This window comes from Thalassotalea sp. G2M2-11, from assembly GCF_017168195.1.
GTDB lineage: Bacteria > Pseudomonadota > Gammaproteobacteria > Enterobacterales > Alteromonadaceae > Thalassotalea_E.
The window spans coordinates 1,264,361-1,289,768 of sequence record NZ_JADNYL010000001.1; the positions used below are offsets into that span (position 1 = coordinate 1,264,361).

Annotated in this window: 13 protein-coding genes and 1 pseudogene; 6 read left to right on the forward strand and 8 right to left on the reverse strand. The window is 40.2% G+C overall.

Features of this window, described 5'->3' with window-relative positions; all coding sequences use genetic code 11:
- The first annotated feature begins 11 nt into the window (after positions 1 to 11).
- Both secF and IV514_RS05495 read left to right on the forward strand, forming a co-directional pair.
- Positions 12 to 959: a protein translocase subunit SecF gene (gene secF, locus IV514_RS05490; protein WP_206483892.1), complete on the forward strand. Its 948-nt coding sequence runs from the start codon at positions 12 to 14 to the stop codon at positions 957 to 959.
- Positions 960 to 1,252: 293 nt separating this feature from the next.
- Positions 1,253 to 1,687, forward strand: coding sequence for a hypothetical protein (locus tag IV514_RS05495; protein WP_206483893.1), 435 nt, complete (start codon positions 1,253 to 1,255; stop codon positions 1,685 to 1,687).
- A gap of 176 nt (positions 1,688 to 1,863) precedes the next feature.
- Here IV514_RS05495 and IV514_RS05500 read toward each other — a convergent pair whose 3' ends face one another.
- The 5 genes and pseudogenes from IV514_RS05500 to IV514_RS05520 form a co-directional block, all read right to left on the reverse strand.
- Complete coding sequence (locus tag IV514_RS05500) at positions 1,864 to 2,364, reverse strand: dual specificity protein phosphatase family protein (RefSeq protein WP_206483894.1); 501 nt, start codon at positions 2,362 to 2,364, stop codon at positions 1,864 to 1,866.
- Positions 2,351 to 4,006 (reverse strand): glucose-6-phosphate isomerase, encoded by a 1,656-nt coding sequence (pgi, locus tag IV514_RS05505; protein WP_206483895.1) that lies wholly within the window; start codon positions 4,004 to 4,006, stop codon positions 2,351 to 2,353. Before pgi ends, IV514_RS05500 begins: the two co-directional genes overlap by 14 nt.
- 36 nt (positions 4,007 to 4,042) lie before the next feature.
- Positions 4,043 to 5,013: pseudogene (locus IV514_RS05510) on the reverse strand (carbohydrate kinase).
- 36 nt (positions 5,014 to 5,049) lie between these two features.
- The gene (locus IV514_RS05515) at positions 5,050 to 7,473 is read right to left on the reverse strand and encodes a TonB-dependent receptor (RefSeq protein WP_206483896.1); all 2,424 of its coding nucleotides are present in this window, start codon (positions 7,471 to 7,473) and stop codon (positions 5,050 to 5,052) included.
- A gap of 165 nt (positions 7,474 to 7,638) precedes the next feature.
- Positions 7,639 to 8,868, reverse strand: a complete 1,230-nt coding sequence (locus IV514_RS05520) for an MFS transporter (RefSeq protein WP_206483897.1) — start codon at positions 8,866 to 8,868, stop codon at positions 7,639 to 7,641.
- Positions 8,869 to 9,080: 212 nt separating this feature from the next.
- On the opposite strand from IV514_RS05520, the gene gtfA reads away from it, so the two are divergent.
- From gtfA to IV514_RS05540, 4 genes are all read left to right on the forward strand, one after another.
- Complete coding sequence (gene gtfA / locus IV514_RS05525; RefSeq protein ID WP_206483898.1) at positions 9,081 to 10,553, forward strand: sucrose phosphorylase; 1,473 nt, start codon at positions 9,081 to 9,083, stop codon at positions 10,551 to 10,553.
- A 33-nt stretch (positions 10,554 to 10,586) separates the two neighbouring features.
- Positions 10,587 to 11,618, forward strand: coding sequence for a LacI family DNA-binding transcriptional regulator (locus tag IV514_RS05530; RefSeq protein ID WP_206483899.1), 1,032 nt, complete (start codon positions 10,587 to 10,589; stop codon positions 11,616 to 11,618).
- Positions 11,619 to 12,025: 407 nt separating this feature from the next.
- Positions 12,026 to 12,856, forward strand: a complete 831-nt coding sequence (locus IV514_RS05535; protein WP_206483900.1) for a sulfotransferase domain-containing protein — start codon at positions 12,026 to 12,028, stop codon at positions 12,854 to 12,856.
- Between the two features lie 22 nt (positions 12,857 to 12,878).
- Positions 12,879 to 20,459, forward strand: a complete 7,581-nt coding sequence (locus IV514_RS05540; RefSeq protein ID WP_206483901.1) for a DUF4347 domain-containing protein — start codon at positions 12,879 to 12,881, stop codon at positions 20,457 to 20,459.
- Between the two features lie 106 nt (positions 20,460 to 20,565).
- On the opposite strand, the gene IV514_RS05545 is transcribed toward IV514_RS05540, so the two are convergent.
- Genes IV514_RS05545 through IV514_RS17680 form a run of 3 tightly spaced genes read right to left on the reverse strand, consistent with a single transcriptional unit; the run spans position 20,566 to position 25,271 of the window.
- The gene (locus IV514_RS05545) at positions 20,566 to 21,618 is read right to left on the reverse strand and encodes a 2-oxoacid:ferredoxin oxidoreductase subunit beta (protein ID WP_206483902.1); all 1,053 of its coding nucleotides are present in this window, start codon (positions 21,616 to 21,618) and stop codon (positions 20,566 to 20,568) included.
- 9 nt (positions 21,619 to 21,627) lie between these two features.
- A complete protein-coding gene (locus IV514_RS05550) occupies positions 21,628 to 23,481 on the reverse strand; it encodes a 2-oxoacid:acceptor oxidoreductase subunit alpha (RefSeq protein ID WP_206483903.1) in 1,854 nt (617 codons plus the stop codon).
- Positions 23,478 to 25,271 carry an FAD-dependent oxidoreductase gene (locus IV514_RS17680; protein ID WP_206483904.1) on the reverse strand — a complete coding sequence of 598 codons (1,794 nt, stop codon included), beginning with the start codon at positions 25,269 to 25,271 and terminating at the stop codon, positions 23,478 to 23,480. The genes IV514_RS05550 and IV514_RS17680 overlap by 4 nt, the downstream gene beginning before the upstream one ends.
- Between the last annotated feature and the right edge of the window lie 137 nt (positions 25,272 to 25,408).

The following is a 25,408-nucleotide window of genomic DNA, read 5'->3' on the forward strand; positions in this document are numbered from 1 at the left end:
GATAGAACAGTATGCAATTATTGAAGTTGAAAGAAACTGTTGAATTTATGCGTTATCGCAAATTTGCTATGATGTTTAGCATTGTATTAATGCTTGCCTCATTAGCCTCTTTGTTTGTTAACAAACTAAACTTTGGTTTAGATTTTACCGGCGGTACTTTAATTGAAGTTGGTTTTGAGCAAGCGGCGGATTTAAAACAAATTCGTCAGATCATGGACAGCAATGGTTACAAAGATGCGATTGTTCAACTATATGGTAGCTCAAAAGATGTGGTTATTCGCCTAGCGCAACGAGAAGGTGTAAAAGCTGAAATGCTGGGGAATCAGATCCTGTCGATTTTAAAAGAAGGAACAGGGCAAGAGCTGATCATGCGCCGCATTGAATTTGTGGGGGCCAGTGTTGGTGATGAATTAACTGAGCAAGGTGGTCTTGCGATGTTAACGGCACTGATCTGTATCTTAGTGTATGTGGCGTTTCGTTTTGAATGGCGTTTCGCTTTAGGCTCTGTGTTTGCTTTATTCCACGATGTATTACTGACCTTAGGTCTGTTTTCAGTACTTGGTTTAGAGTTTGACTTAACGGTTTTGGCTGCGATTTTAGCCGTGATAGGTTACTCGCTTAATGACACCATTGTTGTATCAGATCGTATTCGCGAGAATTTTCGTAAGGTACGAGATAGTGGCCCTGAGGATATTATTAATATCTCGTTAACCCAAACATTGAGTCGTACTTTTATTACCTCAATTACTACATTATTAGTACTTGCTGCTTTGTTTTTCCAAGGTGGCGCATTAATTCATGGCTTTGCCACCGCGTTATTACTCGGTGTCTTTGTTGGTACTTATTCATCTGTTTATGTTGCCAGCTCAATTGCTTTAGCATTAGGTATTTCAAAAGAAGACTTGATCCCTGAAGTGATCGAAAAAGAAGGGGCTGATCAAGAAACTATGATGCCTTGATCGCAAGCGTATTATTGAGAAAAAGCCGAGCATTGCTCGGCTTTTTAGTTTTTGCTTAACACTCAATTTATGCTGACCAACGGTTTTCAAAGGTAAAATCTAGAGAATGTATAAATCTATCCGAATAACAGGTTTTGCAAACTATTGTTCAATAAAATGTAAATATTCCGTATTTACTTTGATTTTGGTCAAATTTTGCACATTTAAACGTGTGTTTGAATTGTGATTTATTTACGTCAGTGTATGATGGCGACCAATTGAAATCCACTTGAATTAAGTGCATGGGAGTCATCATGAAAAAGTTATTATTAACCTTGTCTTTAGTATTATCAGCAAGCAGTGCTCAAGCTATCAGCGATAACGCAGAATTCTATACGGTAGATGCTTCAACAGATAGCCAGTTATGTTTTACTGCAGCAACAAAAGGCTACCAAGCGGCATTGGACCAAGGGAAAGAGTTTGGTGGTAAGTACACACATTTTACCAAAAATACTCAGTGTAATGGCATGACAATCAAAGCTTTTGCGAAAGCCTATTATCAAACAAGTGAACAGGCCGACACTTCAACGGTTAGTTTATACCCAGCGAATCGCACTCATGAATCGCAACTTTGTTTACAAGCGGTTAAATCAGGCTTGGCTGCAGTTAAAAAAGTAACTAATATTAGTAACTTAAAGTGTAATGGTGTTGATATTAAACAGTTTGTTAGACAATTTAAAGACAGTTAATTTATTATTAACTTAGATTAAATAAAAACCGCTTGCTCAAACAAGCGGTTTTTTTATGAGTGCTTCTATTAAAATACAGCGCTGGTTATATTTTTATTGGTAATTAATTGGGCTGTGGCTCAAATTTTATATGATGTGGGAGTCTAAGATTTTAATATAACAGTTTGCTACTTAGGTTAATCAAGATACAAGTAGCTTAGTTGTTTTTCAATTTGCAGAGCATTAGGGCGAACTTGTCGGACACTTTTTATTGTTTTTTCAATCGACCAACCGTTATGCATTAAAATCATTGCAGCCACCAGCCCTGTTCTCCCTGTACCACCTTTACAATGGATGGCTATATTGCCACCTTCATCTAACGTTTTTATTATCTTTTGTTGATATAATGCCCATTTGTCTTCAAATGGCTTGCGTGGAATATCATCATCAATAATGGGTAATTGTAACCAAGTAATATCTTGTTGTTTGCACAGAGTTGGCAGTGATTGTAAATTATTCTCTGTCATTTCTTTATCAAACATTAAGGTCAGTAATATCGTAGTATCACGTAATTTTAATTGTTTTATTGATGTGACAATATCAACCCTTTGACTACCCGGACATGGCGTTAAAATGATTTGAGCCTTGTTTGGTAAAGTTATCGGATAAGTAGGGTGCTGAATATTATACTTTGTCATTCGATTTTACTTCTTGATAATGCATTAAAAGGTTCCAAGTTGAGCTATCGTGCGATAAATCAATATTATTATGATATAACTCACTTTCAATTTGGCTGGCGAGTCCTTTGCCTAGTTCCACTCCCCATTGATCAAATGAACAGATTTGTAAAAGAATACCTTGAACAAAAATCTTATGCTCGTAGATCGCAATTAAGCTACCTAATGTAAAAGGTGATATCTTATCCATCAGTAATGTATTTGTAGGGCGGTTACCTTGATGCACTTTATGTGGAGCAACTTTATCAATATAGTCAGCTGATCTACCTTTAGCTATTAAATCCGCTCTTACTTGTTGTTCATTAACTCCTTGCATCAATGCTTGGGTTTGAGCAAAGAAATTCGACATTAAGGTTTCGTGATGTCCTTGTATTGGAGTTACGCTTTCAACAGAGCCGATAAAGTCTGCGGGGACAATGTTGTTACTTTGATGCAAATATTGATAAAAAGCATGTTGACCATTAATACCAAGCTCCCCCCAAATGGAGGGAACGGTAGGATAAGAGATTGTTTCTCCATACCAATTAACTGATTTACCATTACTTTCCATTTCAGCTTGTTGAAGGTAAGCTGATAACATATGTAATGATTGATCATAAGGTAGTATAGCTTGAGATTGAGCGCCTAAAAAAGTGCAATTCCACATACTGAGTAAAGCTAAAATTACTGGGATATTGTTCGATAATTCAGTATGTTGAAAGTGACAATCAATATCATAAGCCCCATTTAATAGTTCGACAAAATTGTCATACCCTAAGTTTATTGCAATAGGTAAACCAATGGCAGACCATAATGAAAATCTACCGCCAACCCAATCCCACATATCAAAAATATTGTGCTCTGCTATACCAAAATTAATTGCATTCTTCTTGTTAGCTGTGACAGCTATAAAATGTTGTGCTATGGCTGATTGATCAAATGAAGATGCAATTAACCATTTCAGTGCTGTTTTAGCATTCAGCATAGTTTCTGTGGTAGTAAAGGTTTTGCTGGAAACGATAAATAAGACGTTCTCTGGCTTTAATGGTCGTAGTACTTCCGCAATTTGAGCACCATCAACATTTGAAACATAGTGAACGTTAACTGTGTGGTCACTAAATCTTTTTAATGCCTCTGTTACCATTTGTGGCCCTAGATTTGAACCACCTACACCAATGTTGACGATGTCTGTAATTCTTTTTCCAGAATAACCTTTCCAGCGGCCTTGACGGATATCTTCACTAAATACTTTTATTTGTGCTAACGTTCGTTCAACCTCTTTTGATATATCGTATCCATCGACTTGAATCGGTGTATATGAGCGGTCTCTTAATGCTGTATGTAAAACGGCGCGATCTTCGGTGCTATTGATACGCTCGCCCGAGAACATCCGCTCTCGCCATTTTTCTAGATCACATTCTTTCGCTAATTGTGTTAGCAATGACATTGTCTCAGATGTGATGGTATTTTTTGAATAATCTAAGAGTATTGAGGGCAATTTGATTGAAAATTTTTCAAAACGTTGACCATCTTGAGCAAACAACTCTTTCATATGTTGTTTTTTCATATGATCAGCATGTTGGGTTAGTTGCTGCCAGCTATTCAGTTGTTCTCTCGATTTCATAGTGAACCTAAGTTAAAGTAAAGTGGTATTTTAAGGTTAAAGGTTGCTAAAAGATGGCAGCGCAGCAAATGCTCCCTTTTTTTGGCAGGTATATGCACCACATTTAATACCGAACAGCACGGCGGATGAAAGTTGTTCTGGCTTTTCAATCATGTTATCTAATGTCTGTTTATTGGTTGATAAGGCACTTGTTAGATTAAATAAAAAGCCACTGATGAAGCTATCGCCTGCGGCGGTAGTGTCAACTGCGTTAATGGAGGGAACTTCGAAAGTGCTGGTATGACACGGCGTGATTAGCTTTACTGCATTTGCACCATCTGATACAAGAATAAGTTTAACGCCCAGTGATAACAAACGGTCATAATATGCCTCAAGGCTTATTTGTTTCGTGTTTGCTAAATATTCCGCTTCATCTTTACTTAATTTAACAATATCACTTGTGCTGAGACAGGCTTCAACTCTGCTAGGTAATAAGGTGAGATCATGCCAAAGTTGTTGCCGTAAATTAACGTCAAAACTGATGATGGCATCATTCATTTTGGCATCCTCGATAGCATAAAGGGTATCTTGATGCATAGATTCACTGGTTAGTGTATTCGAGCAAAAATGAAATACTGCAATATTTTGCCAGTTTATTTCATCAATTTGGGGACGACCGTATTGAGTATCAGCAGTATTATGGCGATAAAAGTTAAAGGATCGTTCACCTTGAGGATCTAAACTAACCAAAACCACCGCTGTATTTGAGTTTTTAACTTGTTTTATGTAGGAGTATCAACCCCTTCAAGTGTGAGCTGCTCCATGAGCATAGTTCCAAAATTATCTTCACTTATGCCTCCAGCAAAGTAAGCTGAACCTCCGAGTTTAGCAAAGGCTACGGCGACGTTAGCTGGCGCTCCACCGGCAAGTGGTACATAACAACTGTTGGTATCGTCGGGTAAAAAATCGACTAAAACTTCGCCGAAACTAAGTAATGATTGCATTGTGTTACCTTTATGAAAGCCCATAGAGTATGGGCTTTTTAATTTGATAAGTATTAAAATTTAAAATTCGTATTTAAGGGTAATACTACTGGTTCTACCGTTGATTGTTCTTGCTCTGATGATATCACTGACAGGGATATTACCTTCTTCAGCTTCTGTTATACCTGTAGTGTCAAACAAGTTATTGACATTAAGTGCAACACTTAAGCTATCTGACAAATAATATTGAGCAAAAGCATTAACTTGTGTGTAACCATCAAATTTAAGAATATCCGCGGCGCTTTGATCGCCACCATCTTGTGCATAAGCGTCTGTGGTACCGATTAAACTGATACCCATGGAGCCTTTTTCAAAGTTATATCGTGAGATTAATGAATAAACAAAATCAGCCTGCCTTCTAGGAGTGTTTCCTACTGACGCAGGATTTAAACCGTCTTTAGTAATTTCAGCATCTGTCCAAGTAAAGTTGGCGCGAACATCGAAATCACCAATGTAGTACACACTTTCTAATTCAATTCCTTTTGACTCGTAGACTCGGTCAAAGAATTTTTGGCTAGTTGCTTCAAAGTTCTGCTCTTCTGTTTCTGCAAAGAACCCTGTCGCAAATACAGATAAGTTATCATTACGGTACTTAACACCTAATTCATATTGATCGACTTCATCAACCGCATCTTGCTTAGCGACAGAACCATCGGCTGCAATTTTGCCAAAGGCCAATCGATCCGCATTTGCTGTACCGCCATGACTGGCTCGAACAAAAACAGCTAAATCATTATTTAAAGTGTAATTTGCACCTATTGAGTACGAAGTATAGCTCCAGTCGTAATCTACAATAGCCTGGGAGGCGTTATTAACTGATGAAACACTCATTTCTGGGACAGAAATGACGCCGTCTCTATTCATATCAATTTGTGACTGTACCGCACCTGCATAGCTGCCTGTAGCATTGCCGCTATCATGACGTACACTCGCATCGATTGATAATTTATCGAAAGTCGAATTAATAGATACATAGGGTGCACTTACATCATATTGCAAATCATAGTTTCTAGTACAACAATTACCCCAAGCTGGTACGCCGTAGGCAATTAAACCATTATCAGAGAAGCGAGTACCATCACTTGCATCGACATTAATCAATGCCGCATTATTACCTTTAACTTCGGATAAATATGAATTCCATAACCAAGATTGTTCGATATTTTGTAATGATTTGTAGTAACCAAAGGTTATATCTGTGTCTTCAAATGACTTGGTTAACTTTATATCATTTACCATAAAGTCTAAGTCGCTCATTTCAACATCAAAGGTATGAATACGCATTAAGTGAGCGCCTGTATATGCTTGACCTTGCTGAGGACCATTGGCATAAGTTAAGGTAGCACCCGTTCCGGCAATACTATTGGCAAGCGATTGACTGTCTTGAATACTTTCTGGAAACGGAGAAGTGAAGCTTCCCTTGGTTTTTGACGTTCTGAATCTATTTTCAATAGACCAGTTATTACTTAAATCAAATACGGCTTCTAGGCCGATAGACTCAACGGTAGGATTCATACCATCACGCATATCTGAGCGTCGTAAATTGCCATTACCATCTGTAGTTAACAATGATGTAAAGTAGGCTGAGTGAGGGGTATCCGATAAAGCATCGAAGCCAGATATTGATGAGCCATTCGATTTCATAGGCATAGGAAGATATGCCACAGTTTTATCATCTAAATGTTTGTAATAAAGACGGACATAGCCTTGATTAAACTCTTTAGTTATATTGGCTTTAATTTGTCCACCGTTATTACCACTATAGCCAGTGTCTCTAGGACCTTCACCTTGGCGGTAAAAACCACCAATATGAAAATACATACTACTGTTTATTTCTGAGCCGAATTCAAAGTCAGTACGAGTGTGATCAAAATCTAAGCCTAGTGTCGTCGACACGCTACCACTTTCTGATTCACCTGTTTTACTGATGATGTTAATAATACCGCCTGGAGCATTTGTTGCTAGGGTCGATGCAGAACCACCTCGGATCGATTCAATTGATGACATAGTGCTATCGACGCGAAGAAATATGTCGGCATTACCAAAGGCAATATCGCCAAATTGTAATAGTGGTAAACCATCTTCTTGTAGTTGTAAGAACTTTGCGCCTCCAGCGGCTACAGGCAATCCACGTACGGCTATATTGGCATTACCTTCACCGCCTGATGATTCAGAACGAACGCCAGGTATTGATCTAAATGCTTCGGCACTAGTTCTTGGCGTTGTGACTTCCATCTGCTCGTTAGACATACTACTAACAGATACGCTTGATGCCATTACTGTGGTGCCTTTTCCAACTACCCCTGTGACGAGAATGCGTTCAAAGTCGATCCCCTTTTTTTCTTTCTCTGTGTTATCCGTGATTGTTTCTGCAGCATGTAGATTAGAACAAACTGCTAATGCTAGCGAACTTAATAGGAATTTTTTGTATGTTGTAACTTTCATTGTATTCACCCCGTATTTCTTTATAGCCTGTTTTTATAACTTAAGATATGTATTGTAATTATCTTAATCGATTAAGATAATTATTTGTTAAAATACAAATTAATTGCAAGTGTTTTTTTTAATATTCCTGTTTTTTTAAGTTAATTTATTGAAAAACAATAGGATTTAATTGTTGTTTTTAGCTTTGGTTGGATCCGCTATTACGTTGTATATGGCGGCTAAAGCTAGCATAGCAGAGAAAAATGTGGCTAGATAAAAGCCATAAGAGACATGTCCAAAAAAGTCACTGACAACGCCCATTAGTAAAGGTGAAATCGCAGCCGATACGGCAGTAAAAAATAGAATAACACCAGCTACTGCGCCGTGCTTTTCTAGAGGAAAGCAACTGATCCCTTTAGAATTAAGAGTAGGGTAAATCATAGACATAAATAATCCTGAAAGAGGTAGGAGTATCACTGCAATGTCAATCCCCATGATGGCTGTTGCTAAATAACATAGAAATACAGCGAATGAGAACCACAGCATGACACTTTGCCAGCTAAAATGTTTAAGCATCCAAACACCTAAAAACCTTCCTCCAGCACGTAGTGCAAAGAAAATCGTCAATGAATATGTGGCTAACCATGTTAACGAACCTTCATACTCTGCTAATAAAGTGGGCATCCAAACATAAATAGCAACTTCTGTAGCCACATACAAAGCAATCGCGACTGAAAAGCCAACAGCGTAGGGATCTTTCATTACTTTAAGTGAATTCCTTAAACTAATGTGTCCTTCATTGTGTTGTTTAGTGACTGGATACTTGGTTCGCATAGCAATTATGCATAACAGGACACAAAGTAACCCCGCACTTATATATAAGTATTTCCATGACACACCACTGACAAGTAAATAGCTCACTATCGCAGGGCCAGCCATAGCTCCTATACCAAAGAAGCCTTCAACTTTATTCATGGTGGATGTATGCTCTTTATTTGAGGATGAAATATCACCGATAAGTGCTAGAGCACCTGTTTTGAACAAGCCTATGGCTATTCCTATAAGTGCAAGCAGTGTTAAAAAGTAGAGAAAAGAGCTGCCGATAGAGAACAAAAAACATGCGAGAGCAAAAGTAGATAAACCAACTATGATCGTGGCTTTTCTTCCCCATTTATCAGCTAGATAGCCGAGCAATAAACCGCTAATAGCGATAAACGCCATAGGAATATAATGAAAAGCACTCGCTTGAGTTAAACTTAATTGGTAGGTTTTTATGAGTTCAGGAATAATCACACCAACGGCATCAGATGTCATAGCAAAAACAAAAAACATCATATAAGTTAGTAGTTTAATTCTTGTTACAGAGGATGACTCTACCAGTGATTTATTCAGTGCTAAGTTGCTTGTTTGATTCATTTCTCTCACCTGTTATTAAACTTCTTTTATGCGATGTTTGCTGTTTGCCAACAGACATAATGAAAAGAAGTTTACCTTATAAATAATTTTAGACCTTCCAATGTTTCGTGCTCATTTTCAGAAAAATAAAATTATTCTTGATTAAAGTTGTATTGTGTATAAATATATATCTTAATCGATTAAGATACAACTTAAACTTAAATGGTAAATTTATGAAGAATAATGTTCAGCTAATTACTTATGTTGACCGTTTATCGGGTACAGATATCCAAGGGTTAAACAGCATATTAAAAGAGCAGCTTGCAGGCTTATTTTCTGGGGTGCATCTATTGCCTTTTTATTATCCGATTGATGGTAGCGATGCGGGGTTTGATCCTATTGATCATACTGTTGTTGATAGTCGGTTAGGGGATTGGCAAGACATTAAAGTGTTAGGTGAAGGTCATGAATTAATGGCTGACCTTATTGTGAATCATATTTCGGCGCAGTCAAAAGAATTTAAAGATGTCTTAACTAAAGGTAAGCAGTCACCATATTGGGATTTATTTTTGACCAAAGATAAAGTGTTTCCTGACGGTTTAACTGATGAACAGCAAAAGAAAATTTATCGTCCAAGACCAGGGAGTTGTTTTACTGAGTTCTCATTGCCAAATAATGAGACAGCGGAGTTTTGGACTACTTTTACGGATAATCAGATCGATATAGATGTTAAGTCAAACCTTGGTCAAGAATATTTATCTCGTATTTTACAAACTTTTGCTGACAATAATATTAAAATGATTCGCTTAGATGCCGCTGGTTATGCAATTAAAAAGGCGGGTTCAAGTTGTTTTATGTTAGATGAAACCTTTGAATTTATCGATGAACTCTCTCAACAAGCAAATAAGTTAGGTATTGAGACACTCGTCGAGATCCATTCATACTATCAGACGCAAATTGCCATAGCCAAGCGGGTTGATCAAGTCTATGATTTCGCGCTTCCTCCGCTAATTTTACATAGTATTTTCAGTCAAGATTTTACTGCTCTGGTTAAGTGGCTTTCGATATCACCCAAGAATTGTATCACTGTGTTAGATACTCATGATGGTATCGGTATTATTGATGTAGGTCCTATGGATGGTAAACCCGGCTTACTTAATGATAGTGAAATTGATAGTTTAGTTGAGCAAATCCATATTAATAGTAAAGGGGAAAGTCAAAAAGCAACTGGTGCCGCAGCAAGTAATGTTGATTTATACCAAGTAAATTGCACATACTATGATGCACTTGGTAAAAATGATTTTGATTATTTACTTGCCAGAGCTATTCAGTTTTTTTCACCAGGCACACCTCAAGTTTATTATGCTGGCTTACTCGCTGAAGGAAATGATATGGCGTTGTTGTCAAGCACAAATGTGGGGAGAGATATAAATCGACCCTATCTTAATCAGGAGCATGTGGCACAAGTGAGCCATAAGCCTTTTGTGAAAGCTATGTTTGAGTTGATTAAATTACGTAATAGTTGTCAGGCATTCGATGGTGAATTTTTGGTAAATTGTCAAACTACTAATTTAACAATTAGCTGGAAAACTAGTGAACAGAGTGCAGAGTTAATGGTAAATTTAGCTAATCGTGATGCGCAAATAACGATTATAGAAAATGGTAGTTCAAGGATCATTAACTTAGCTGAGCTATTAAATGCTTAATCGTTAGTTTTAAAACCATAATAATAGGTAAACATGACAGAAAAAAAAGTGTGGACGCTCAAGAGTGTAGCAAAAGAATTAGGTGTGTCGAATGCGACAGTTTCCAATGCCTTTAATCGACCAGATCAGCTGTCAGCTAAGAAACGAGATGAGATTTTAGCGTCTTGTCAAAAATTAGGCTATTCAGGGCCTAATAAAGCGGCACAATCATTACGAAAAGGTTTATTTAATATCGTTGCATTGGTCTTGCCTGATAGTGTTGAGTATATGATCACTGATCCCGTAGCTAGTGACTTTGTTAAAGGAGTTTCTTCTGTCCTTGAAAAGAGTAAAGTCAATTTATTATTGTTTTCTGGTGTTTCAGATAATATTAATGCGGTTGCTGACTTTGTTGATGGATTTATTTGTTATGGTTCTCCTCGAAATTCAGCCTTGATAGAACAGTTAAAAAATACCCCCAAGAAAGTGGTAACTGCTGATTTTGATATAGATAGAAAAGCATCTGTTGGTATTAATAATGAGCAAGCCGCATTTGAAATTGCCTCCTTGGCGATTAAATCGCCTGAGGATGATGTGGCTATTCTTGGTTTACGTTTACTTGATTCAGATTTAACCTGCCGAGTATATGATTTACCACAAATACATGCTCAAAGTTCTATTTCTCACCAGCGATTACATGGTTATCAAAAAGCTATTGAGCAGTTTGGGGTTAATTTAAGAAATGATCGCGTGTGGAATATCCCGCAAAGTAGTCATCACTTTGCTCAGATTGCTGTGAGAGAAGCTCTACACTCAATGCCTAGACCTAATGTTTTACTATGTATGAGTGATGTTATTGCATTAGCAGCAATGAAAGAAATAAATGCTTTAGGGTTGAAGATCCCTGATGATATTAGGGTGGTGGGCTTTGATGGTATAGGTGAAGCATTACGTGCGACGCCAACGTTGACGACCGTACATCAAAACAGTGCAGAGAAGGGGATTAAAGCGGCTGAGCTTTTTATTGAACGGGCAACCAATTCAGCCACAATCCCTTATCATATTGAACATGGAGAAAGTTGTTAAAAGCTAGGTATAGATAGATGTTTTAATTCCTTATCTAAAACTATCGTTAATGCCAGATAATACCCTAGAGCCGGGGCAGAGGGCATCTTGACTCAACTGATTCAATGGAGTGTCGTTAGTGTTATTAATATCATGAAAATTGCTTGAGGTTGGGTCAAAATAAGGTAATCGTTTGATAACTGCTTTATTGGTTTTTGTCGAAATAAATGTAAGCTATAACGAAAACATAAAGGCATCATTTCGTCTATATTTATGTAAATTAAGGAAAATTCACGTAAATATATTGATTTATTTACAAAAAAATAACATCAGTCGGTAGTTTATTCAGCTACAATGTATACCATTAATATCAAATAAGAGCCTTAAAAGGTAATTCTTTTATATCATTTATTGAGGTTGACTATTTAATGAGTCAGTATCACTTTATCTCTGGACTTCCCCGCTCTGGCTCTACGCTGTTAGCAGGCATTCTTCGACAAAATGATTTATTCCATTCGGCTATGTCTAGCCCTGTAGCTGGGCTAATGAATGGCACGCTTGAGCAAATGGCGGCAGGCAGCGAATTTCACTCGTTTTTTGATGATGCTAAGCGTAAGCAAATGTGCCAGGCGATATTCTCTGCTTACTACAGTGAACACCAAGACAAGCATGTTATTTTTGATACCAATCGCATCTGGTCTGCCCGTATGCATCAGTTGGTTGAGCTTTTTGACCACAATTTTAAAATGATTTGTTGTGTTCGTAATCCTGCTTGGATTATGGACAGTTTTGAGCGTATTTATCGTAAAAATCCGTTTGAATACAGCCGTATGTATAGTTCGCAAATGCGTCAAACCGTTTATTCTCGCTGCGAAGCTATGATGAGTGCGCAAGGTGTGGTAGGCAGTGCCTGGACAGCGTTGAAAGAGGCGTATTACGGTGAGTTTTCAGAGCAGCTGTTGTTAGTTGATTATGATTTATTAGTGAGTCAGCCTGAGCAGTGCATGCAACTTATTTATCAGTTTATTGACCAGTCATTTATGGCTCATGATTTTGATAACGTTGAATATCAAGAAGGTGAGTTTGATGCCCAATTAGGGGCTAAAGGCTTACATACGGTGAAAAAGAAAGTGGCATTCACACCACGGCGCAGTATTTTACCGCCTGATTTATATGAAAAATACAGTGAAATGGCGTTTTGGCAAGATACCACAGGGACGTCTGCCAGTATCATTTCACCTAAAAAATCCAATAGTTAACGCTAGTTAAAGAGGACTCGTTGTGAAACAATCGAAACTCAATCAAATAATGGCCGTCATAATGCCTTTAGGAGTATCTGCTTTTGCTCCTTCGGTTGGCGCTTATTATCGACAAACCACTAAAGAACAGTTCACCACAATTGATAGTGCCACGCCTTTGGTAAGTGCCTCATCGCAGTTGGCGTTAAAGCAAGGCGCTTCATCGTCGTTAAGTGCTGCTGATATGTACGCAGTAGCACCAGTTAATCAGCCGTTAGCACTTAAACAACATAAAGCAGCTGCAGTGATTGATGTGCCAGTGATTGAAAATTTGCAGCTGACTCGCTCAACCGCAGTTAAAGAGCTGGTAATTGTCGATACTGCTGTTGATGATTACGCAACCTTAATACGCGATATCAATCCTAATGTAGAAGTCCGTTTTATTGATAAAACCAAGCCAGGGCTTGAGCAACTCAATGCCATTTTGGCTGATTATCATGATTTAACGGCGCTGCATTTGGTGTCACATGCCAGTGACGGTGTGTTACAACTGGGAACTGAGCAAGTCGATGAAGACCTTTTACGCTCCAATAACTCCTCGTTAGTTCAATTGGAAAAAAGCATGGCTGATGATGCCGATGTATTGCTTTATGGTTGTAATTTAGCAGAATCTGAAAACGGCGAGCACTTGCTAACCTATATTTCAGAACAAACGAACTTGGATCTTATGGCGTCCAACGATCTAACCGGACAAGGTTCGTTAAAAGGTGATTGGGAGCTGGAGATTGCGACGGGGAAAATAGATGCAAAAATACCTTTTTCGCCCAATGCACTTAATGATTTTTCGGATGTTTTAGCGGTAACAACCTATGCGCCTACTGACTTTTGTAGCAGCAGTTGTAGCGTGGCTCTAGCAAATCATACATCATCTGATGGAGACCTTGTTTTTAGTGGTTCTCAAGATGTTTATGCCTATGATAGTATCTATATAAACAGTGGTTTTTATGTGGATTATTTATCTACATCTACCTCAGGCTATTTAAAATTTGCCGCTGATGGGACTAATACGGCATCCTTCTCATTAACATATGTCTATTTCTATGCCATTAGAACAGGGGTTTGTTCGACAGCAAATGTAACGGGTTACCTTGTTGGGGGAGGCACAGCGTCTGATACGTTTGATTTATCATCTGCAGGTGCTCAAGGGGCGGTGACATTAACGAATCTAACGGGTCAACAAATTACTCATTTTAAAGTAAATGTGAGTGGTTGTAGCAGTGGCACATCTTCTAAACATTTATTCGATACCTTAAGGCTTAAAAATTTTAAGGTTGACAATAAACTGGCGCCCAATGCTGCACCAGTAATTGCTAACTTAAATGGAGATAGTTTTACCTTTACCGAGGGGGATGCTGCCACTTTAATCGATCAGGGCACTGCTGCCACGGTTAGTGATGCCGATGGTGGTGATTTTAATACCGGCAATATGACGGTAACCATCACCTCAGGTGAAGATGCCGCAGAAGATGTGTTAAGTCTGGATACATCGGGTACTGTCGCATTGGCCGGTACTACTGCCGGTTCAAATGTCTCGGTTGGTGGCACGGTAATAGGTACCCTTGGTAATAACATTGCTGCTGGTAACGACTTGGTGGTGAATTTTAATGTCAACGCAACACCAACTAATACACAAACGCTGGTGCAGGCTGTTACTTTTCAAGACACCGATACTGATAACCCTACCACTGGGGCGCGTAATGTTCGCTTGACCGTCAATGATGGTGATGGCGGAACTTCTGCTAACAGTGATATAACTATCACGGTTTCAGCGGTGAATGATGCCCCGACGGCGACAGGTATTCCAACTGATGTAACGGTGACGGAAGATACCGCCAGTAATGTAGATTTATCAGCGGTGACATTTGCAGATGTAGACAATGCCAGCTTAACGGTAACGCTCGCTGCAAGTACAGGAACATTTTCAACACCTGCAGATGGCGCTGGTGTTGGTGCAGGCGTAACTGAAACCTTAGTCAATGCTACCACTATAACGCTTGCGGGTTCACCTGCGGACATCAACACTTACCTTGATACTGCCAGTAATATTCAGTATACCGGTGCTAGCAATGTCAATGGGAATGATGCGGCAACTATGACCATCAATGCAAATGATAGTACGGTCAACCCATTACTGGGAACGGTAAACCTTGATATCACTGCCGTGAATGATGCTCCAACAGATATTACGCTTTCAGCCAGTAGTATCAACCAAAGTGCTACGGGCGTGGGTGCAGATATAGGTACGTTAACGTCGACGGATGTTGATAGTGGTGCATTCACTTATAGTTTAGTTGCTAATGGCGCATCTGGTAGTGGCTCCTGTGGCGTCGGTAATGACGCTGATAATGCCACTTTCCAAATTAATACCAATATTTTAGAAACCGTTGGCGCAACCAATGCGGGTAGTTATAAGGTCTGTTTGCAAACAGATGACGGTGCTGGAGCAACCTTCCAAAAAGCCTTCACCGTAACCGTGGCTGATGATGTTGCCCCTACTATTTCTTCTGTTAGCATCGCAAATAGTGCTCATAAAGTGGGAGATGTTGTAACTGCAACAATAACGGTTAGTGCTGATACTGATGATTACACAACTGGTAGTGGTGGTATTAGCGGTTCTATCGATGGCTATACCTTGGGCAGTTTAACTAAAACTAACGACACGACTTATACCGCAACTTTTACCATTACTGATGGCGGCACTGATGTTGCAGCTGGCAGTGATGTTGCTGTGAACTTTACTCTGACAGATAGTACAGGCAACGCCTCTGGCGCGTTTACCACTGCAATCAGTCAGGCCAGTGATGCGATTTATGCTAATATTCCAACGGTAAATTTAACTGCTGATACTAACACCATTGCAGAAGATGGTGGTGTTAGTGTGTTAACTGCTACTTTATCTGGCAGCCTCAATAATTTATGGCCAGTTGATGTCAGTGTTGGCTTAGCATATTCTGGCACAGCTACAGTCACTACCGATTATACTAAGTCGAATACCATAACAGTTTCCAGTGGTAGTAGTACGGGAACGGCAAATGTTACTAGCGTTGCCGATACGCTTTATGATGCAGCTAGTGACGAAACCGTTATTGTCGATATCAATAGTTTATCGGTAGGTAATGAAGGGGTTACTAATCAACAAACCATCAATATTACAGATGCAGAGGCTGCTCCTACAGTAACTCTAGCCGTAGGTAGTAATACGGTGGCCGAAAATGGTGGTACTTCAACAATAACCGCTAATTTGAGTCATGCTACTTATGAGAATGTCACTGTTAACCTGGCATATACAGGTACCGCGACTTCAGGTACGGATTATGCGACGCCAAGTGCTAGCATTACTGTTAATGGTGGAAGCATCACAGCTAATGCTGCAACGGGTATTACTGGTACAGACGATGTGACGGAAGAGGGGGATGAAACCATCATCATTGATATTTCATCGGTTTCCGGTGGTGGTGCATCAGAAAGTGGTACTCAGCAGCAAACCATTACTGTTCAGGATGACGATGACACTACGGCACCAACGATTAGCAGTGTCTCAGTACCAGCTAACGGTACTTATGCTACTGGACAAAACCTTGATTTTACTGTTAATACCGATGAAATTGTTACCGTTAATACAGGTGGTGGTACACCGCGTTTAGTACTCGATATTGGTGGCGTGACTAAATATGCCAGTTATGTATCTGGTACGGGTTCTCAGGCGTTAGTATTTCGTTATGTCGTTGAAGCAGGATTAAATGATGCTGATGGGATTGGTTTATCGGCGTTAGAAACTAATGGCGGCACTATTCAAGACGGTGCTACGAATAATATCAATAGCACTTTAAATAGCATCGGTGCGCTTGGCGGTGTTTTAGTTGAATCTGTTTCTCCTGTTGTGACAGGAGTTTCTGCTAGTACAGCTGATGGCAGCTATAAAGCGGGAGATGTTATTAATGTCACAGTGACTTTTGATGATACTGTTACGGTAAATACAACTGGCGGTACGCCGAGTCTTCTATTAGAAACTGGTGCAACTGACAGAGCAGCTACTTATGTTTCAGGCTCTGCCAGTAATACCTTGGTTTTTGATTATACGGTACAGGCCGGAGATACCAGCGCTGATTTAGATTATGTTGCAACAGGGTCGTTAACCTTAAATAGCGGTACAATTAAAGACGCGAATGGCAATAGTGCGACATTAACCTTGGTCGCACCTGCTGCAGCTGGGAGCCTAGGTGATGCCAAAGCGATTGTTATTGATACGACAGCACCTGTAAGTCCTGTCGTAACAACACCAGCTGCTCCTGCTTCGGTGACGTCTACAAGTATGAGTATTAGCGGTACCCATGGTGAAGATGGCGTTAATGTTAAGATCTTTAAAGATGCTGATAATAATGGTACAGCGGATGATAGCAATGCGCCTCTGGCAAGTGGAACCGTTGCTGCGGGTAGTTGGAGTCTGAACGCACCTCTTGCGCTTGGATCTAATGATTTTGTTGTTGTTGCCTATGATACAGCGGGTAATGCTTCAGGAGCTGTAGATGTCCCCACAGTGACACAAAATTCACCTCCTGTGGTTAATAATACTCCAACAGGAGAGGTAGTTATTAGTGGAGATGTAAAAGAGGGTAGTACATTAACTGCTGATACATCATCATTAGCTGATAGTAATGGATTAGGCACCTTTAGTTATCAATGGCAAAGCGAAGGATCAAATGTTGGTGATAATAGTGTCAGCTATCAGATTAAAACGAGTGATATTGACAAAACTATTAGCGTTACTGTGAGTTATATCGATGGGGATGGTTTTAATGAAAGTGTCTCTTCAGCCCCTACAGCTAAAGTTTTAAATGTTAATGATTTGCCAACGGGAGAAGTGTTAATTTCTGGAGTTGCTGAAGAGGATCAAATCTTAACCGCTGATGCCAGCGCTCTTGAGGATAAAGATGGTTTGGGTGAGATTAGTTTTCAATGGTTACGAAATGGAGAAGAGGTTGAGGGTGAAAATACTAGTAGCTATAAGTTAATTCAAGCTGATGTTGGTGCAACATTATCTGTTCAAGCAAGCTATACCGATGGATATGGCCAATCAGAATCTGTAGTTTCAGCTACCACAGAGATTGTTGCAAACGTCAATGATTTACCTACTGGTGAAGTAGTTATCAGCGGTGTTGCTACTTCTGGTGAAATCGTAACGGCATCTCATACGCTTAGCGATGAAGATGGTTTAGGTGACATCAATTATCAGTGGCAACGAAATGGTGAAGCTATTGCTGGTGCGAACGTTGATAGTTATACGCTTACTGAAGATGATGTTGAACAGTCAGTTACTGTAGTAGCTAGCTATACTGATGGTCAGGGGACAAGTGAGTCGATTATTTCAAATGCCATCATTCCTATTTCGGGCACACCGATCGTTGGTAGCAAACCTGAAATTACCGCTTCTGCTGATGTTACGGTGAATGCAACAGGTCTGTTTACCGAGGTTGACATGAAAACAGCAATAGCAACAGACGTTGAAGATGGCGATCTTGCTGTGGCGGTAGATTCAAATAGTTTTTTCAGTCCTGGTTCACATATTGTAACTTGGTCAGCGGTAGACAGTGATGGCAATGAAGTTACAGATACGCAAGTTGTTAATGTGATCCCTTTGGTTGGTTTAAGTAAAAACCAAAATACCGCAGAAGGATCTACCGTTAATTTTAATATTATTCTGAATGGTCCAGCAGTCGAATATCCAGTTATTGTACCTTATACCATTAGTGGTACGGCAGATATTGATGGTTCTGATCATGACTTGGTCGATGGTAGCGTCACCTTGGAATCTGGCCAATTAACAGCAAATATTACTGTTAATATCGTTGATGATGGTGCAGGTGAAGGACAAGAAACTATCGTAATTACCTTGGAAGAGCCAACAAATGCGATAATTGGTACTAAAGCTTCGAGCCAGATAGCCATTTTTGAGGATAATGTTGCACCGGATGTGTCACTTACTGCTACGCAAGGTGATGGAGCAACTCGTATTGTTAGCCAAGATGGTGGGCTGGTGACGGTATCAACGACTGTAAAAGATCCAAACCAGAATGACAGCCATAGTTATGATTGGTCAAATTCAGACAGTGCTTTAGTTGATACTGATGATGATGATACGACTTTTACTCTTGATCCATCTGCATTATCTCCTGGTTTTTATAAATTACATATAGCGGTAAGTGATGGCGATAAAGTTGGTCAAGACCGCTTAAAACTGCGAATTGATGAAGTATTACCTGAGTTAAATGAGCAAGATGATTCAGATAACGATGGTATTAGCGACAAGGATGAAGGTACTGGTGATAACGATGACGATGGTATTCCTGATTTCCTTGATTCAGCGAATTTAGCTCGAAATGTTGTTCAGGAACGTCAGGCTGATGATACAAACTTTTTGATGGAAACTGAGCCAGGGTTAGTTTTAACCCTTGGTGAAGTGGCTTTCCGTGCTAATAGTTCGAAATCTGAAGTGAGTGAAGATGATATTGTTAATCATGGCAACGAAGGGCAAGGAGTCAATAGAGATGAAAGCTATGAATATAGTAATGGCTTATTTGACTTTAATGTTGAGGAACTTCCGATAGCAGGACAATCAGTTAGCATTGTGGTTGCTCAGTTTGCACCAATCCCTGCTGATGCGATTTATCGTAAATTGATGCCAACTGGCTGGCAGGACTTTGTTATTGATGATAATAACAACGTTGCATCAGCACCTGGCAGTGAGGGCTTCTGCCCGCCACCGGGGGATGTTGCTTATATTGAAGGTTTAACAGAAGGTCATTGGTGTGTGCAACTAACCATTGAAGATGGTGGTGCTAACGATGCTGACGGTGTCGTTAATAAGTCGATAGATGATCCAGGTGGTATTGCGGTTGCTGTAACAGGAAATACTCATCCTGAGGCGGTTGATGATACTATCGATGTTAAACGTAACCATACTATGTACATAGATGTTTTGGCGAACGATTTAGATGCTGATGGTGATACTTTAACTATCACCAGCGCAAATGTGGATATTGGCTCGGTCAGTATTGAAAATAACCAACTGTTATTTACTACTGAAATTGAACATTATGGTGTAGCCAATATAACTTATGGTATCAGTGATGGTCAGGGCGGCTCTGCAATTGGGCGGGTTGTTATTAACGTTGTGTTAAATAATGCGCCAGTAGCGGTTGATGATAGTGCTGAAACCGATAATGAAACCAGTATCGATATCAATGTATTAAGTAATGACAGTGATGCTGATGGAGATTCTTTAACGGTGACACAAGCAAGTGCTGAACATGGTAGTGTTACTATCAATGCAGATGGTAGTTTGCACTATACTCCAGCTTCAGGGTTTGAGGGTACTGATACGTTGAGTTATACCATTAGTGATAGTGATGAAGGAGAAAGTCAGGCTGTTGTATCCGTTACGGTTAAAGCCAGTACACCGGTCGTAATAGATAAACCGTCACGAAAAGGCGGAGGTAGCATGCTATGGGTATTACTGATAGGCATTTTTGCTGCTGCTCGTCGGCTAACTTATATTAAGCGATAATTTTATTATTCATTTAATATCAAGGATTAAACCAAAAGCCATTCGTTTATAACGAATGGCTTTTATGTATAGGATGCGCGTTATACACTTATAGGCGACCTACAAGCTATCTAAAACTATCATTGATCCCTGATAACACCCTAGAGCCGGGGCAGAGGGCATCTTGACTCAACTGATTCAATGGAGTGTCGTTAGTGTTATTAATATCATGAAAATTGCTTGAGGTTGGGTCAAGATAAAATAAGCCCGTTAAAATTTCGCCTTTTTGTTTGTGCTGTTCTATATCACTAATTGCTTTCATCGCATCGGTAGTTTGATAATCAGCATCCAGTTTGTGAATTCGCATTATTGAACCATCATGCAAACAAATATCTTCATTTTTGCCATCACCAACACCACAAGTGATTTCTTTTTTTACCGGCACAAAATCAGCGACGGCCCCCGTTGTGATATGTTCATGAACATAATCGTATGAACGTGTAGAGCTTGTGTGATTATTGAAAGTGACGCAAGGAGAAATAATATCAATAAAGGCAAAGCCTTGATGACTCAGCGCGGCTTTGATCAACGGCACTAATTGTTTTTTATCGCCAGAAAAACTTCGGGCAACAAAACTTGCGCCCAATTGCAGTGCCGTTACGCACAAGTCAATATCGGCAAATAAACTTAACTCTCCTGCTTTGTTGGTGACGCCCTGATCCGCCGTTGCTGCTAATTGTCCTTTGGTTAAGCCATAGACTCCATTATTGGCTACCATATAAAGCATATTCAGTTGGCGTCTTACAACATGAGCAAATTGTCCCATGCCTATTGATGCGCTATCGCCATCACCTGACATACCGATATAGGTTAAGTCTCTGTTGGCCAGGTTTGCGCCTGTCACTACTGATGGCATTCGCCCGTGCACAGAATTAAAACCATGCGCTTTATTGAGAAAGTAAGTTGGGGATTTTGATGAGCAGCCAATACCTGACATTTTTGCTATTTTGTGCGGTGGTAGTGAAAGCTCATAGCATGCTTGGATCACTGCAGAAGAGATGGCGTCATGCCCACATCCTGCGCATAAAGTTGATAGGCTACCTTCATAATCACGATAATTTAGCCCTAAGTCATTAACAGCCAGTCTAGGGTGATGAAAGATTGATTTTTCAAAGCTCATAATATTTCCTTAACTGACATGCTGTTTTGATAACGCATTCGATAAACTTGCCAAGATGCCTGAAACCACAAAGTCACTGGTGAGCGGCAATCCATCATAATTTGCAATTGAGTTGAGATTGTCGGGAGCGATGGATAACTCATTGATCAACAAAGAGCGCATTTGGCCGTCTCTGTTTTGCTCAATGACATAGACTTCTTGATGCTGCTCGATAAATTGACTGATGGCTGCTTGAAAGGGGAAGGCTTTAATGCGCAAGGTATCTGCCGTTAAGCCATGCTCTTTTAGTTGTTCAAGTACTTCGCTGATGGCATGGCTACTGGTACCAAAATAGATCAAACCCAGTTTTGCTAATTGCTTACCTTGTTGAATTTCAGGTTTCGGCACTAAATTACCGGCGGTAGCAAACTTTTTCTCTAGTCGTTGCATGTTAGCGACATAGTCGTCGGATTTTTCCGTATAACCTGCATATTCATTGCGTGAGGTTCCCCGCGTAAAAAATGCCCCTTTTTCAGGGTGCGTACCAGGTAAGGTGCGATAACAGATACCATCACCATCGGTATCAAGGTAACGGCCATATGTTTCAATACTATCTAATTGCTCGGCAGTTAGGACTTTGCCTAAATTATATTGTTTATTGTCATCCCAGCTAAATGGCTCGGTTAAATGATCATTCATGCCTAAATCGAGATCGCTCATTACAATCACTGGAGTTTGCAATTGATCGGCGAGTTCAAATGCCTCGGCGGTTAAATCAAAACACTCTTTAGGGGACTGGGGAAATAATAGTACTTGCTTGGTGTCGCCATGAGAGGCGTAGGCACAAGATAAAATATCCGATTGTTGCGTACGCGTAGGCATGCCGGTGGAAGGGCCAGCACGTTGTACATCTATTAGTACCATGGGAATTTCAGCGAAATAGGCTAACCCTAAAAATTCACTCATTAAGGAGATTCCCGGTCCGCTTGTAGCGGTAAAGGCACGTGCACCATTCCAGCCACCACCAATTGCAATACCTATTGCCGCCAGCTCATCTTCAGCTTGTACTAAGGCAAAGTTCCTTTTACCTGATGCGGGGTCTATTCTTAAGCGCTGACAATAGTTTGCAAACTTTTCTACTACAGAAGTAGAAGGTGTGATGGGATACCAACCCGCCACAGTGGCGCCACCGTAGACCGCGCCTAACCCGGTTGCCGTATTGCCATCGACCATAATACGATCGTTGATCAGATCTCTGCGCTCTACTTTAATAGGTAGAGGGCAACTAAAGTGATGGTTGGCAAATTGATAGCCAAGTTCAAGGGCATAGATATTTGGAGTGATCAGTTTCTCTTTGCCCTTAAATTGATCGCCAACGAGGGCTTTTAATACGTCAAATTCAATGTTTAACAATGCGGCAAGTGCGCCAACATAGATGACATTTTTAAATAATTGTCGTTGTCTTGGATCTTGATATTCTTTTTGGCAAATAGCTGAAATGGGGATGCCGAGGTATTCAATATCATCTCTGAGTAATTGCTCGGGGAGTTGCTTGCTTGAATCATATAGCAAAAAGCCCCCTGATTTAACGCTGTCAATGTCATCTACTAGGCTTTGGGCGTTCATGGCGACTACCAGTTCTGATTTGCCGCCCCGCCTTGCTAAATAGTTGTGCTCACTGATCCGCACTTCATACCATGTTGGCATGCCTTGAATATTTGACGGAAAGATATTCTTTGCACTCACTGGGATGCCCATACGAAGAATGGCTTTAGCGAACATATTGTTGGCACTTGCTGAGCCAGTACCATTGGTGTTGGCAAAGCGAACCACAAAGTTATTGATCAGTTGTTTTTTTGTTGTAGAAACCGCAGATTTGCTCATTTGATGGTTGCTCCAATATTATCAATGACCAATTTTTTCATATCCCAAGCACCTGTTGGGCAGCGTTCAGCGCATAAACCACAGTGCAAGCAAACATCTTCATCTTTAACCATAATATGACCCGTTTTTAAGCTGTCAGATATCAACATCTCTTGCTCAGGATTAAACTCTTTCACTCTGAGTTGATCCTGTAATTGCTGCTGCTCGTTTTGTTTTGCTGAGCTGTCGAGCTCAACAAAGTTAATACAATCCATTGGACAAACATCTTCACAGGCTGAGCATTCGATACAGGTACTTTCATTGAAGATAGTGTGAACATCGCAGTTTAAGCAGCGGTGGGCTTCTTCCAATGCAAGTTTTTCATCAAAGCCCAGTTCAACTTCAGTGTTAAGCTCTTTAACGGCTTGTTGCCAATCTACGTGGGGGACATTGTTACGCTTTTCATGATTAATTTGGCTTTGATAACTCCACTCATGAATCCCCATTTTTTGGCTGATCAAATTAAAGCCTGTTTCAGGACGTTCATGCTCAGGGCTTTTACCTTGGCAGAATAAATCGATAGAAATAGCGGCTTGGTGACCGTTTGCTACCGCTGAAATGATATTTTCTGGCCCAAAGGCGGCGTCTCCCCCAAAAAATACCTTATCTAAGGTCGATTGCAGTGTGGCTTTCTTTAGAGCAGGCTGTCCCCATTTATTAAAGCGTAAACCAATATCTCGTTCTATCCATGGGAATGCGGTATCTTGACCAACTGCGACTAACACTTGATCACAGGGAACCATCAAAGTCTCACCTGTTTCTTTTAGGGTACGTTTACCAAACTTGTCATATTCTGAGGCGACTTGAGCAAACAAAACGCCGATCAATTTATCATCTTCAATTACGTACTCAAGTGGTGTGTAATTTGGTTTTATTTCAATGCCTTCGGCAAGGGCGTCATCTTTTTCCCAAGGAGAAGCTTTCATGTCCTCAAAACTCGAACGTACGAGCACGGTGACTTCTTGTGCACCAAGACGTTTAGCGGTGCGGCAACAGTCCATGGCCGTATTACCGCCACCGAGTACGACGACACGTTTGGCTGCCTCGGTGATATGTCCAAAGGTGACATTCGATAACCAGTTAATGCCGGTATCGACTTGCCCCGAGGTTTTATCATGGCCCGTTATTTCTAACCATCGTCCCTGTGGTGCGCCAGTACCAACAAAAATAGCATCGAAGTTGGCTTTAAGCAGATTTTTCAGACTTGATATTTCTTCATTAAAGTGAGCTTCCACGCCCATGTCGAGTATGTAATCTAACTCTTCATCGAGCACTGTTTCGGGTAAGCGAAATGCGGGGATTTGACTGCGCATCATGCCGCCGGCTTTGGCATCTTTCTCAAATAGCACAATGTCATAGCCCAAAGGGAGGAGATCTCGAGCAACAGTAAGCGATGCTGGTCCTGCGCCAATGAGGGCGATACGTTTACCATTTTTTTGTGTCGGTGTTTGAGGAATAAAGGGATGAATATCTTCTTTATAATCAGCGGCGACACGTTTTAATCGACAAATTGCGACAGGTTTTTCTTCAACACGTGTGCGGCGGCACGCCGGTTCACAAGGACGATCACACACACGGCCTAATACACCGGGGAAAACATTAGACTGCCAATTAATCATATAGGCTTCGGTGTAGCGTTTTTCGGCAATTAAACGAATATATTCAGGAACAGGGGTATGAGCAGGGCAAGCATATTGGCAATCTACCACTTTTAGGAAATGTTGATAGTTGCTGGTATCAGTTGGCTTCACTTAATTTCCTCGCTATGAAGTGCTTAATTATTAATCTACACGAATTTTGAAAGGTGTTAAGTAATTTTTCATAATAAATTACATTTTTTTTGATGGTAGAGAAACGCTTAGCGAGAGAAGGTGTTAATTCCGCTTTA